At 70.9% G+C, this 13103-nt stretch carries 12 protein-coding genes; 9 read left to right on the forward strand and 3 right to left on the reverse strand.

The window, feature by feature from the left end:
* Nucleotides 1-81: 81 nt before the first annotated feature.
* Nucleotides 82-789 carry an IclR family transcriptional regulator gene (locus ACIQID_RS06465; RefSeq protein WP_400283074.1) on the forward strand — a complete coding sequence of 236 codons (708 nt, stop codon included), beginning with the start codon at nt 82-84 and terminating at the stop codon, nt 787-789.
* Nucleotides 790-847: 58 nt separating this feature from the next.
* Here the strand turns inward: ACIQID_RS06465 and ACIQID_RS06470 are convergent, their stop codons facing one another.
* Nucleotides 848-2227 (reverse strand): MFS transporter, encoded by a 1380-nt coding sequence (locus ACIQID_RS06470; protein ID WP_136051969.1) that lies wholly within the window; start codon nt 2225-2227, stop codon nt 848-850.
* 143 nt (nt 2228-2370) lie between these two features.
* On the opposite strand from ACIQID_RS06470, the gene ACIQID_RS06475 reads away from it, so the two are divergent.
* From ACIQID_RS06475 to ACIQID_RS06510, 8 genes are all read left to right on the forward strand, one after another.
* The gene (locus tag ACIQID_RS06475) at nt 2371-3843 is read left to right on the forward strand and encodes a fumarylacetoacetate hydrolase family protein (protein WP_400283078.1); all 1473 of its coding nucleotides are present in this window, start codon (nt 2371-2373) and stop codon (nt 3841-3843) included.
* On the forward strand, nt 3840-4526 hold the full coding sequence (locus ACIQID_RS06480; protein ID WP_400283081.1) for a GntR family transcriptional regulator: 687 nt from the start codon (nt 3840-3842) through the stop codon (nt 4524-4526). The genes ACIQID_RS06475 and ACIQID_RS06480 overlap by 4 nt, the downstream gene beginning before the upstream one ends.
* Entirely contained in the window at nt 4523-6022 is a 1500-nt protein-coding gene (gene hpaE / locus ACIQID_RS06485; RefSeq protein WP_400283084.1) for a 5-carboxymethyl-2-hydroxymuconate semialdehyde dehydrogenase, read from the forward strand. The genes ACIQID_RS06480 and hpaE overlap by 4 nt, the downstream gene beginning before the upstream one ends.
* Nucleotides 6023-6052: 30 nt before the next feature.
* Nucleotides 6053-7219, forward strand: coding sequence for a 3,4-dihydroxyphenylacetate 2,3-dioxygenase (gene hpaD / locus ACIQID_RS06490; protein WP_025103809.1), 1167 nt, complete (start codon nt 6053-6055; stop codon nt 7217-7219).
* Between the two features lie 9 nt (nt 7220-7228).
* Complete coding sequence (locus ACIQID_RS06495; RefSeq protein ID WP_400283088.1) at nt 7229-8014, forward strand: fumarylacetoacetate hydrolase family protein; 786 nt, start codon at nt 7229-7231, stop codon at nt 8012-8014.
* Nucleotides 7999-8802: an HpcH/HpaI aldolase/citrate lyase family protein gene (locus ACIQID_RS06500; protein ID WP_400283091.1), complete on the forward strand. Its 804-nt coding sequence runs from the start codon at nt 7999-8001 to the stop codon at nt 8800-8802. The genes ACIQID_RS06495 and ACIQID_RS06500 overlap by 16 nt, the downstream gene beginning before the upstream one ends.
* An 81-nt stretch (nt 8803-8883) precedes the next feature.
* Nucleotides 8884-10128, forward strand: coding sequence for an MFS transporter (locus ACIQID_RS06505; RefSeq protein ID WP_312673428.1), 1245 nt, complete (start codon nt 8884-8886; stop codon nt 10126-10128).
* 22 nt (nt 10129-10150) lie between these two features.
* Nucleotides 10151-10873, forward strand: a complete 723-nt coding sequence (locus ACIQID_RS06510) for a DUF6882 domain-containing protein (protein ID WP_400283095.1) — start codon at nt 10151-10153, stop codon at nt 10871-10873.
* 80 nt (nt 10874-10953) lie between these two features.
* Here ACIQID_RS06510 and ACIQID_RS06515 read toward each other — a convergent pair whose 3' ends face one another.
* The gene (locus ACIQID_RS06515) at nt 10954-11832 is read right to left on the reverse strand and encodes a bifunctional methylenetetrahydrofolate dehydrogenase/methenyltetrahydrofolate cyclohydrolase (protein WP_025103804.1); all 879 of its coding nucleotides are present in this window, start codon (nt 11830-11832) and stop codon (nt 10954-10956) included.
* Nucleotides 11829-13103: a serine hydroxymethyltransferase gene (glyA, locus tag ACIQID_RS06520; RefSeq protein WP_400283099.1), complete on the reverse strand. Its 1275-nt coding sequence runs from the start codon at nt 13101-13103 to the stop codon at nt 11829-11831. The genes ACIQID_RS06515 and glyA overlap by 4 nt, the downstream gene beginning before the upstream one ends.

Consider the following 13103-nt stretch of genomic DNA (forward strand, 5'->3'; position numbering starts at 1 on the left):
ACTCCGTGTTCTATATTCGAACACAGTGTTCTACTATTGAACACAGCCTAGACCGGTGCCTCGCGCATCGCAAGGAGAGCCATGCCCGAGCGCCCCGTCGCCCCCGCCTCGCAGACGCTGAGCCGCGGCATCCGCATCCTCGAGGTGCTCGCCGACGCCCGCGGTGCGCTGACCATCGACGACATCGCGGGGCGCCTCGATGTGCATCGGTCCATCGCCTACCGCCTGCTCCGCACCCTGGAGGACCACGGGCTCGTGATCCGGGACGCGAGCGGCGCCGTGAGCCTCGGCGCCCGCATGGCCGCCCTCGCCGCCGGCGTCGCCCACGACCTCCAGGCCGAGGCCCTGCCGGAGCTCACCGCCATCGCGAACGAGCTCGGCATGACCTGCTTCCTCGCCGTCCTCGACGGGGCCGAGTGCATCACCCTCGCCAGCGTCGAGCCGCGGCACGCCGTCGCCAGCGTCGCCCAGCGCCCCGGCGCGCGGCACTCCGTCACGGTCGGCGCTCCCGGGAAGGCGATCCTCGCGCAGCTCGACGGCGCGGAGGTCCCCGCCGACATCTCCCCCGCCCTGCGCGCCGACGTCGACGCCGCCGCCGCGCGCGGCTACGCCACGAGCCACGACGAGGTCATCCCCACGGTCCAGTCGGTCGCCGTCCCGCTCCGCCTGCGCGGTCAGCGGCCCGCCGCGATCGCCGTCGTGCACGTCGCGACCGACCTGGACGACGGGGAGATCGCCGCGCGCCTCCGACGCTCCGCCGACCTCATCCGCGAGGCCCTCGAGGGCTGAGCCGGAACGCACGAGAGCGCACGCCCTCAGAGGGACGTGCGCTCTCGTGGCGGGGAGGTCAGACCTTCGCGAGCCCGCGGATCGGGCTGACGGACTGCTCCTCCTCGTGGTCCGGACCGAGCGGGATGCCCGAGCGGTCGCGCAGCAGGAGCGTGGCGACGAGGCCGAGGAGCGTCATGCCCGCGAGGTACCAGGTGACCGCCTCTGTGGAGCCGGTCTGATCGACGATGAACGTCGCGATGGTGGGCGCGAAGGCGCCACCGGCGATCGCGCCGATCGCGTACGAGATGGAGACGCCGGAGAACCGGATGCTCGCGGGGAACAGCTCGGTGTACAGCGCCGCCTGCGGGCCGTAGGTGAAGCCCAGGCCGATCGTGAGGATCGCGAGACCGGCGAACAGCAGCCCCACCTCGCCGGTGTTGACGAGCGGGAACAGCGTGAACACGCCGACGAGCTGGAGCACCCAGCCGATGAGGTAGGTCGTGCGACGGCCGATGCGGTCCGATACCCAGCCGGCCAGCAGCGTGGTCAGCAGCCAGGTCACGGCCGATCCGGCGACCGCCCACAGCACAGGTCCGCGCTCGAGACCGATGGGTCCGTCGGGGTTCGTGGCGTAGCCCTGGATGTAGCCGCCGGTGGTCATGTAGCCCACCGCGTTGTTCCCGGCGAAGACGAGGGCCGCGATGATGACGAGCAGCAGGTGCTTGCGGAAGAGCTGCACGATCGGCATCTTCGCCTTCTCCTTGCGCTCGGCGAGTTCGGCGAACACCGGGCTCTCCTCCACGCGACGGCGGACGTAGTAGCCCACGAGGATCAGCACGACGCTCAACAGGAACGGCACGCGCCAGCCCCAGGCGAGGAACTGGTCTCCCGGAGCGATCACGGTCATCAGCGCCATGACACCCGACGCGAGCAGCAGGCCGAGCGGCACGCCGATCTGCGGGGAGGCGCCGAAGATGCCGCGCTTCTTGCGCGGGGCGTGCTCGACGGCCATCAGCACCGCGCCACCCCACTCGCCGCCGGCCGAGATGCCCTGCACGATGCGCAGCAGCACGAGGAGGATCGGCGCCAGCACGCCGATGGTCTCGTAGGTGGGGAGCAGACCGATCAGGGCGGTCGCGGCACCCATGAGGATCAGCGTCCACATCAGCACGGCCTTGCGGCCGAACTTGTCGCCGTAGTGGCCCGCGAGGAACGCGCCGAGGGGACGGAAGAGGAAGCTCACACCGACCGTGGCGAAGCCCACGAGAGCGCTGTTGGCGCCGAGCGGAGCGAAGAAGAGCTGTCCGAAGACGAGCCCGACCGCCGTGGCGTAGATGAAGAAGTCGTACCACTCGACGGTGGTCCCGACGACGGTGGCGAAGACGACACGACGCCGGTCGGCCGCCGTCGCGATGGTTCCGGTGGGCGTGAACCCATCCTGTGACTGCCCGCTCATGGGGTGTCTCCTTTGTGCTTGTGACCGCGTTGTCACGGCGCGCACGGACGTGAATCCGATCTGCTTGCCGAGGGGTGAGACGATGATATATGATTTCGGATACGACGCACAACGCGTCCTGACGAGCGCAAGGAGGCGCATCCGTGACGGACACCATCGCCCGCCCGGGGAAGATCATCGCGATCCACCTGAGCTACGCCTCGCGGGCCGACCAGCGTGGTCGACGCCCCGCCCACCCCTCCTATTTCTTCAAGCCGGCCAGCTCGGTCGGGGTCTCCGGCGGCACCGTCGAGCGCCCCGCCGGTACCGAGCTGCTCGCGTTCGAGGGGGAGATCGCGCTGATCATCGGCGCCCCGGCCCGCCGGGTCGCCCTCGCCGACGCGTGGGATCACGTGCAGTGGGTGACCGCCTCGAACGACCTCGGCCTCTACGACCTGCGCGCCAACGACAAGGGCTCCAACGTCCGCTCCAAGGGCGGCGACGGGTACACCCCGCTCGGTCCGGAGCTGATCGACGCCCGCACGGTCGACCCGGCGGCCCTCCGCGTGCGCGCCTGGGTGAACGGCGAGCTCCGCCAGGACGACACCACCGCCGGGCTCATCTTCCCGCTGGCCCAGCTCGTCGCCGACCTCTCCCAGCACTTCACGCTGGAGACCGGCGACGTGATCCTCACGGGCACCCCCGCGGGCTCGTCGGTCATCGTCCCCGGCGACGTGGTCGAGATCGAGGTCGACGCCCCGGACGCCCCCGGCGCTCCCACGTCCGGCCGCCTGGTCACGACGGTCACGCAGGGGGACGTCCCCTTCGACGGCGACCTCGGCTCGATCCCCGCCGTCGACGACCTCCAGCGCACCGAGGCCTGGGGCTCCCGTGAGCTCGCCGGCCTGCCTGCCGAGGACGCCGCGCCCACGCTCACCCCCGAGCTCCGCGCCCAGCTCCTCGAAGCCCCCACCGCCGGCCTCTCGGCACAGCTGCGCAAGCGCGGACACCACTCCTGCTTCATCGACGGCGTCTCCGCCAACCTCCCGGGCACGAAGATCGTCGGCACCGCCAAGACCCTCCGCTTCGTGCCGTTCCGCGAAGACCTCTTCCGCACCCACGGCGGCGGGTACAACGCCCAGAAGCGCGCGTTCGATGCGGTCGCCGAAGGCGAGGTCATCGTCATCGAGGCCCGCGGCGACGCGACCACCGGCACGCTCGGCGACATCCTCGCCCTGCGCGCGCAGACCCGCGGCGCGGCGGGCGTGGTCACCGACGGCGGTGTCCGCGACTTCCAGGCCGTCGCCGAGATCGGGCTTCCCGTCTTCTCGCAGGGCGCGCACCCCTCGGTGCTCGGCCGCAAGCACGTGCCGTGGGACGTCGACGTGACGATCTCGTGCGGCGGCGCCACCGTGCAGCCCGGCGACATCATCGTCGGCGACGGCGACGGCGTGATCGTGATCCCGCCGGCTCTCGCCGCCGAGGTCGCCGCCGACGCCGTGGCCCAGGAGATCGAGGACGCCTGGATCGCCGAGCAGGTCGCCGCCGGGCACCCGGTCGACGGCCTCTTCCCGATGAACGCCGAGTGGCGCGCCCGCTACGAGCAGGCGACCGGCACCGGAGCGGAGCGGAAGTGAGCTCGGTCGAGAGCGCCAGCAAGTCGGAGCAGGCGTACGCCTGGATCCGCGCGCGCATCTCGGCGCACACCTACGGTCCCGGCTACCGCCTGGTCCTCGGTCCGATCGCCGAGGAGCTGGGGATGAGCGTGGTCCCGGTGCGCGAGGCGATCCGCCGCCTGGAGGCCGAGGGTCTCGTGACCTTCGAGCGCAACGTCGGCGCCCGCGTGACCCTCGTGGACGAGGGCGAGTACGCCCACACCATGCAGACGCTCGGACTCGTCGAGGGGGCGGCCACCGCGCTGTCCGCTCCCCTGCTCGACGCGGACGCGCTCGCGCAGGCCGCGGAGGTCAACGAGCGCATGAGCCGCCTGCTCGACCACTTCGACCCGCACACGTTCACCGAGCTCAACCGGCAGTTCCACTCCGTGCTGTTCGAGCCGTGCCCGAACCCGCACCTGCTCGACCTCGTGCACCGCGGCTGGGCCCGGCTGTCCGGCATCCGCGACTCGACCTTCGCCTACGTGCCCGGCCGCGCCCACCACTCGGTCGACGAGCACACCCAGATCCTCGAGCTGATCCGCGACGGCGCCGAGCCGCTGGAGATCGAGCTCGCCGCCCGCAACCACCGGTGGCGCACGAGGGACGCGTTCCTCGACGCCCTGCACACCCGTTCCGTCCCCGCCGAAGGAGAAGCATCATGACCGACTCCCGCATCCCCGCCGACCTGCCCGACCACATCCAGCACTACATCGACGGCGCCTTCGTCGACTCGATCAACGGCGACACGTTCGACGTGCTCGACCCGGTGACGAACCAGACCTACACGACGGCCGCCGCCGGCAAGAAGGCCGACATCGAGCGGGCCGTCGCCGCCGCCAAGCGCGCCTTCGACGAGGGTCCCTGGCCGCGGATGCTCCCCCGTGAGCGCTCGCGCGTGCTGCACAGGATCGCCGACATCGTGGAGTCGCGCGACGCCCGGCTCGCGGAGCTGGAGTCGTACGACTCCGGGCTGCCTATCACGCAGGCCCTCGGTCAGGCCCGCCGCGCCGCCGAGAACTTCCGCTTCTTCGCCGACCTGATCGTGGCCCAGGCCGACGACGCCTTCAAGGTGCCTGGCAAGCAGATGAACTACGTCAACCGCAAGCCGATCGGCGTCGCCGGGCTCATCACCCCGTGGAACACGCCGTTCATGCTCGAGTCCTGGAAGCTCGGCCCCGCGCTCGCGACCGGCAACACGGTCGTCCTCAAGCCGGCCGAGTTCACGCCCCTCTCCGCCTCGCTGTGGGCGGGCATCTTCGAGGAGGCAGGGCTCCCGCAGGGCGTCTTCAACCTCGTCAACGGCCTCGGCGAAGACGCCGGCGACGCGCTGGTGAAGCACCCCGACGTGCCGCTCATCTCCTTCACCGGCGAGAGCCGCACGGGGCAGATCATCTTCGGCAACGCCGCGCCGTTCCTCAAGGGCCTGTCGATGGAGCTCGGCGGCAAGTCGCCCGCCGTGGTCTTCGCGGACGCCGACCTGGAGGCCGCCGTCGACGCCACCATCTTCGGCGTCTTCTCCCTCAACGGCGAGCGCTGCACCGCCGGGTCCCGCATCCTCGTGGAGCGCTCGATCTACGAGGAGTTCGTGGAGCGCTATGCCTCGCAGGCGCAGCGCGTCAAGGTCGGCTACCCGCACGACCCCGAGACCGAGGTCGGCGCCCTCGTGCACCCCGAGCACTACGACAAGGTGATGTCCTACGTCGAGATCGGGAAGACCGAGGGCCGCCTGGTCGCCGGCGGCGGTCGCCCCGAGGGCTTCGAGGAGGGGAACTTCGTCGCCCCGACGGTGTTCGCCGACGTGGCCCCCGACGCCCGCATCTTCCAGGAGGAGATCTTCGGCCCGGTCGTCGCGATCACCCCGTTCGACTCCGACGAGGAGGCGCTGGAGCTCGCGAACAACACGAAGTACGGCCTCGCGGCCTACATCTGGACGAACGACCTCAAGCGCGCCCACACGTTCGCCCAGTCGGTCGAGGCCGGCATGGTGTGGCTGAACAGCAACAACGTCCGCGACCTGCGCACGCCGTTCGGCGGCGTGAAGGCGTCGGGCCTGGGCCACGAGGGCGGCTACCGCTCCATCGACTTCTACACCGACCAGCAGAGCGTGCACATCACGCTCGCCTCGACCCCGCACAACCCCACGTTCGGCAAGAACTGACGCCCGCCGGACACAAGCAAGGACGCTGACATGACCGACAAGACCGCCAAGACCCTCACCTCCTCCGGCTACTACGTGAGCCAGGAGGCCCCGATCCAGAGCGACAACCCCGTCGCGACGCCGAAGAGCACGCCGCCGGACATCCTGCGGTGCGCGTACATGGAGCTCGTCGTGACCGACCTGGCCGCGTCGCGGCAGTTCTACGTCGACATCCTGGGCCTGTACGTGACCGAGGAGGACGACGAGGCGATCTACCTGCGCTCGACCGAGGAGTTCATCCACCACAACCTCGTCCTGCGTCAGGGGCCCATCGCCGCGGTCGCCGCGTTCTCGTACCGGGTGCGCGCCGCGGAGGACCTCGACCGCGCCGTGGAGTTCTACACCGAGCTCGGCTGCGACGTCCGTCGTCAGGAGAACGGCTTCGTGAAGGGCATCGGCGACTCCGTGCGCGTCGTCGACCCGCTCGGCTTCCCGTACGAGTTCTTCTACGCCACCGAGCACGTGGAGCGCCTGTCCTGGCGGTACGACCTGCACACCCCCGGCGAGCTCGTGCGCCTCGACCACTTCAACCAGGTCACCCCCGACGTGCCGCGCGCGGTGCGCCACTACCAGGACCTCGGCTTCCGCGTGACGGAGGACATCCAGGATGACGAGGGCACCGTGTACGCCGCGTGGATGCGCCGCAAGCCCACCGTGCACGACACCGCGGCGACGGGCGGCGACGGTCCGCGCATGCACCACGTCGCCTTCGCGACGCACGAGAAGCACAACATCCTCGCGATCTGCGACAAGCTCGGGGCGCTGCGCCGCTCCGACGCCATCGAGCGCGGCCCCGGCCGACACGGCGTCTCCAACGCGTTCTACCTCTACCTGCGCGACCCGGACGGCCACCGCGTCGAGATCTACACGCAGGACTACTACACCGGCGACCCGGACAACCCGGTCGTCACCTGGGACGTGCACGACAACCAGCGCCGCGACTGGTGGGGCACCCCGGTGGTGCCCTCCTGGTACACCGACGCCTCGCTCGTGCTCGACCTCGACGGCAACCCGCAGCCCGTCGTCGCCCGCACGGACTCCAGCGAGATGGCCGTGACGATCGGCGCCGACGGCTTCTCCTACACCCGCGCGGACGAGGGCGAGACCTCCATGCCCGAGTACAAGCAGGGCGAGTACAAGCTCGGCCACCAGCTCTAGGAGACGCGCATGCTGTCTGAGGAGACGATCGCGCAGATCGCCGCGGAGCTCGCGGAGGCCGACCGCGCGCACGGGGTCATCCCGCGCATCACCGCCCGGTACCCCGAGGCGACCGTGGAGGACTCCTACGCCATCCAGGGCGTGTGGCGGGATTCGCAGGTCGCGGCCGGCCGTCGGCTGGTCGGCCGCAAGATCGGCCTGACCTCGAAGGCCATGCAGCAGGCGACGGGGATCACCGAGCCCGACTACGGCGTCATGTTCGACGACACCGTGTACGAGTCCGGCGCCGAGATCCCCACCGATCACTTCTCCAACGTCCGCATCGAGGTCGAGCTCGCGTTCGTGCTCAAGGAACCGCTGGAGGGCCCCGACTGCACGCTGGAGGACGCCCTCGCCGCGATCGACTACGCCGTGCCGGCCCTCGAGGTGCTGAACTCGCACATCGAGCTCGAGGGCCGCACGATCGTCGACACCATCAGCGACAACGCCGCCTACGGGGCGATGGTGCTGGGGACGGTGCGCAAGCGCCCGGACGAGATCGACCTGCGGTGGGTGCCCGGCGTGCTGTCCCGCAACGGGGAGATCGAGGAGACCGGCGTCGCCGCCGGGGTGCTCGGCCACCCCGCGACCGGGGTCGCGTGGCTCGCGAACAAGTTCCATCAGCACGGCGCGCGTCTGGAGGCGGGCGAGATCATCCTGGCAGGATCGTTCACACGCCCGATGTGGGTGTCGCGCGGCGACGAGGTGCTGTGCGACTACGGACCGATGGGGACCATCACATGCCGCTTCGTCTAGATCCGTCCTTCCGCGCGCAGCTCGCCGCGTCCGATCGTCCGTTCGTGGGGATGTGGGTCTGCTCCGGCAGCCCGCTGCTCGCCGAGGTCGCCGCGGGCTCCGGGCTGGACTGGCTGCTCATCGACATGGAGCACTCCGCGAACACGCTCGAGTCCGTGCTGACCCAGCTCCAGGCGGTCGCGGCCTATCCGGTCGCCCCTCTCGTCCGGGTGCCCTTCAACGATGCGGTCGCGATCAAGCAGGTGCTCGACCTCGGTGCGCAGAACCTCATCGTGCCGATGGTGTCGTCCGCCGACGAGGCCAGGGCCGCCGTGGCCGCGACCCGCTATCCCCCCGCGGGCGTCCGCGGCGTCGGCAGCGCCCTCGCCCGCAGCGCCCGCTGGAACCGCGTCGACCGCTACCTGCAGGAGTCCGCGCAGCACGTGTCGCTGACGGTGCAGATCGAGACGGCCGCCGGGGTCGAGGCTGCCGCCGACATCGCCGCGGTCGACGGGGTGGACGCGGTGTTCGTCGGCCCCTCCGACCTGTCCGCGTCGATGGGCCTGCTCGGACAGCAGACACATCCGGACGTGGTCGCCGCCGTGGAGTCGGTGTTCGCCGCGGTCCGTGGCGCCGGGAAGCCCGTGGGCGTGAACGCCTTCGACCCCTCCGCCGCTGACGCGTATCTCGCGGCGGGTGCGGACTTCGTGGCCGTGGGCGCCGACGTCGCCCTCCTCGCCCGTGCCTCCGAGGCCCTCGCCGCCCGCTTCCTCCCCCGCTCCGACGCCTCCGGACGCCCCAGCTACTGACTTCGAGTCGCGCACCTGGCTCCATCCGCGGCCGTAATGGGGCCATTTGCGCGATTCGAAGCGGGCGGGAAGGATGAGCCGGTGCACAGACTGGCGGCGATGCAGGACCGCAACTTCCGGTGGTTCTTCCTCGCGCGCGCCCTGACGCTCGTCACGGGCTCGATGTCGGCCATCGCCCTGGCGTTCGCGGTGCTCGAGATCGACAACGACGCCCGGTCGCTCTCGATCGTGCTCGCGGCCTTCACGATCAGCAACATCGTGTTCGTCCTGTTCGGAGGGGTCGTCGCCGACCGCCTCCCCCGCGCCCTCATCATCCAGTCCTGCTATGTCGTGGACATCCTGTCGGTCGGGGCGATGGCCGTTCTCCTGTTCACGGGCACGGCCACGGTCCCGCTCCTCGCCGTGCTCTCCGCGATCAACGGCGCCTCGTCCGCGTTCGTGCTCCCCGCGATGCAGGGCATCATCCCGCAGCTGACCACCCCCGCGCACCTCCAGCAGGCGAACGCGATGCTGTCGTTCGTCCGCTCGGCCGTCACGATCGGCGGCCCGGTCATCGCCGGAGTCCTGGTGGCCACCGCGGGACCTGCGTGGGCCATGGTCGTGCAGGCGGCGGGGTGGCTGCTCGCGATCCCGGTCCTCGCGCTCGTGAAGCTCCCGCCGCCCGCGGCCTCCGGCGGCACCACGATGTTCCACGACCTCCGGGTGGGGTGGCACGAGTTCTGGAGCCGCTCCTGGCTGTGGACCATCGTGCTGGCCTTCATGATCATGAACGCGATCCACGTGGGCGCCTGGGGCGTCGTCGGCCCGTACATCGCGAAGAACGACGATCGCCTCGGCATCTCCGGCTGGGGGTGGGTCGTGAGCGCGGAGGGGGCGGGGGTCCTCGTGATGACCCTGCTGCTGATGTGGTTCCCGCTCCGCCGGCCCCTGCGCTACGGGATGATCGGGATGGCGGCCTTCGCGCTGCCGCTCACCCTCCTCGGCGTGCATCCGGCCGTGGTCCTGCTGGCGATGGCGGCGTTCGTCGCCGGAGCCGGGGCCGAGGTCTTCGCGACCGGCTGGAACCTCGCGATGATGGAGAACATCCCCGGGGAGAAGCTCTCGCGGGTCGCGAGCTACGACATGCTCGGCAGCTTCGTCGTGATGCCCATCGGCACGCTCGTGTACGGCTGGCTCGTCACGCATGCGGAGCCGGCCACCGTGCTCACCACCTCCGCGGTCCTCTATGCGGCGATCGCTCTGGTGACGCTGCTCGTCCCCGCGGTGTGGCGGATGGGGCGGCCCGCGGCGGCCGTCACGGAGCGCGCGGGAGTGGCGGATTCATAGCAATCCCGGGGAGACTGTGGGCATGACCTTCCCCCCGCTGCAGCCCCTCGCCGACCGTGCCGCCCTCTTCACCGCGCTCCGCCAGGACGCCCTCTCCGCGGCCGCCGACGCACTCGGCGAGCACCGGTGGGACGCCGACCTCGCGGCGGGGACGCTGACCTTCACCGCGAACGACGACCCGACCCGGCAGCTCGTGACCCGCGCGCACCTCATCGCCACGATCGCCCCCGGACCGCGCTCGCTGCTGTGGGCGTGGGCGCACCCCCAAGGCGACCCCCAGGGTGTCGCCGCGCAGCTCCGCGCGTACGGCGAGCAGCACGGGATCACCGAGCTCACCGCCCCCGAGGTCCCGTTCCCGGCCGACGCCTCGGGCGACGCGGAGTGGATCGCCCGCGCGGCGCACACGATCGGCGGCGTGGCGGTGGAGCTCACCGGGCGCTCCCCGTACTACTCGGCCCCCGTCGACGGCGGCACCCGCGCGGTGTTCCTGCTCGACGCCCCGCTCGCCCCGCTCACGGTAGCCGACACGGTGGTGGCCCTCCCCCGCACCCTCGCGCAGACGCCCCTCCCTGACGCCCGCACGGCGGTCTGGGACCTCGCTCGTCTCGCCGGGTGGACCCTCACCTGGACGGACGAGTCCTTCTCCGGCGCCACGGTGACCGACGCCTCGGGCACCGCGACGATCCGCTTCGACGAGCAGGCCCGGATCAGCGGCGTGGAGAGCTCGCTGCACGGCCAGGTCTGAGTCGGCAGAAACGCACGAACGCCGCAGGGATCACTCGGATCCCTGCGGCGTTCGCGTGAATCTGCGACGCGGCGCGGAGGTCAGACCGTCCGCTCGGCCGCCTCGACGACGTTGGTCATGAGCAGGGCGACGGTCATCGGCCCCACCCCTCCCGGATTCGGGGACAGGTACCCGGCGACCTCGGCGACCTCGGGAGCGACATCACCGAACACGAGGTTCTTGCCGGTCTCCGGATCGGTCTCGCGGGTGACCCCCACGTCCAGCACCGCGGCTCCGGGCTTGACGTCCTCGGCGCGGATGAGGTGCTTGACCCCCGCGGCCGCGACGATCACGTCGGCCTCCCGCAGGTAACGCGGCATGTCGACCGTGCCGGTGTGCGTCAGCGTGACCGTGGCGTTGAGGTCGCGACGGGTCAGCAGCAGCCCGATCGAGCGCCCGATCGTGACACCGCGACCGACGACCACGACGTGCTTGCCCTTGAGGTCGTAGTCGTTGCGCAGCAGCAGCTCGATGACACCGCGCGGGGTGCACGGCAGCGGCGTGTGGATCGGCGCGTTGACGTTGAGGACGAGGCGCCCGAGGTTGGTCGGGTGCAGGCCGTCCGCGTCCTTCGCCGGATCGATCCGCTCCAGGATCGCGTCGGTGTCGAGGTGCTTCGGCAGCGGCAGCTGCACGATGTACCCGTGGCAGGCGGGATCGGCGTTGAGCTCGTCGATCAGCGCCTCGACGTCGGCCTGCGTCGCATCGGCCGGCAGCTCGCGCTGGATCGAGTTCATCCCGATCGCCTCGGACTGCCGGTGCTTCATGCCCACGTAGAGCTGCGAGGCCGGGTCGGCTCCCACCAGCACCGTGGCGATGCCGGGGGTGACGCCCTTCTCCTTCAGCGCGGCGACCCGCTCCGTCAGCTCGGCGCGGATCTCGGCCGCCGCCGCCTTGCCGTCGAGGACGACCGCGGTCACTGCTGCAGGTCCGGGTAGAGCGGGAAGGCCGCGGCGAGCGCGTCCACGCGGGCGCGGAGCGCCTCGATGTCGGCACCGGGGAGGAGCGCGAGGGCGATGATGTCGGCCACCTCGGTGAACTCGGCGTCGCCGAAGCCGCGGGTCGCGAGCGCGGGCGTGCCGATGCGCAGGCCCGAGGTCACCATCGGCGGACGCGGGTCGTTCGGCACGGCGTTGCGGTTCACGGTGATGTGGATGTCGTGCAGGAGGTCCTCCGCCTGCTTGCCGTCGATGTCGGCGTCGCGGAGGTCGACGAGCACGAGGTGCACGTCCGTGCCGCCCGAGCGCACCGCGATGCCGGCGTCCTTCACGTCCTGCTGCGACAGGCGCTCGGCGATGAGCTTCGCACCGCGCAGCACGCGCTCCTGGCGCTCCTTGAACTCCGGTGTGCCGGCGAGCTTGAAGGCGGTCGCCTTCGCCGCGATCACGTGCATGAGCGGACCGCCCTGCTGACCGGGGAAGACCGCGGTGTTGATCTTCTTGGCGAGATCGGCGTCGTTGGTGAGGATGAAGCCCGAGCGGGGGCCGCCGATGGTCTTGTGCACCGTGGAGGACACGACGTGCGCGTGCGGCACCGGGTTGGGGTGCAGACCGGCGGCGACGAGACCGGCGAAGTGCGCCATGTCGACCCAGAGGATCGCGCCCACCTCGTCGGCGATGGCGCGGAACGCGGCGAAGTCCATCGTGCGCGGGTAGGCGGACCACCCGGCGATGATGACCTTGGGCTTGTGCTCGATCGCGAGGCGACGCACCTCGTCCATGTCGATCGTCGAGGTCTCGGCGTCGACCCCGTAGGCCACGATGTCGTACAGGCGCCCGGAGAAGTTGATCTTCATGCCGTGCGTGAGGTGGCCACCCTGGTCGAGCGAGAGGCCGAGCAGGGTGTCGCCGGGGCGGGCGATCGCGTGCAGGACCGCGGCGTTCGCGGACGCGCCGGAGTGCGGCTGGACGTTCGCGAACTCGGCGCCGAACAGGCTCTTGGCGCGGGAGATGGCGAGCTCCTCCGCGACGTCGACCTCCTCGCAGCCGCCGTAGTAGCGGCGGCCGGGGTAGCCCTCGGCGTACTTGTTGGTGAGCACCGAGCCCTGCGACTGCAGGACCGAGACGGGGACGAAGTTCTCCGAGGCGATCATCTCGAGGAAGGTCTGCTGACGCTTCAGCTCGCGATCGAGGACCTCGGCGATCTCCGGGTCGACCTCGGAAAGCGGGGCGTTGAAGTAACGGTCGGTCAT

This window comes from Microbacterium sp. NPDC091676, from assembly GCF_044756645.1.
GTDB classification, from domain to species: Bacteria; Actinomycetota; Actinomycetes; order Actinomycetales; family Microbacteriaceae; genus Microbacterium; species Microbacterium paraoxydans_D.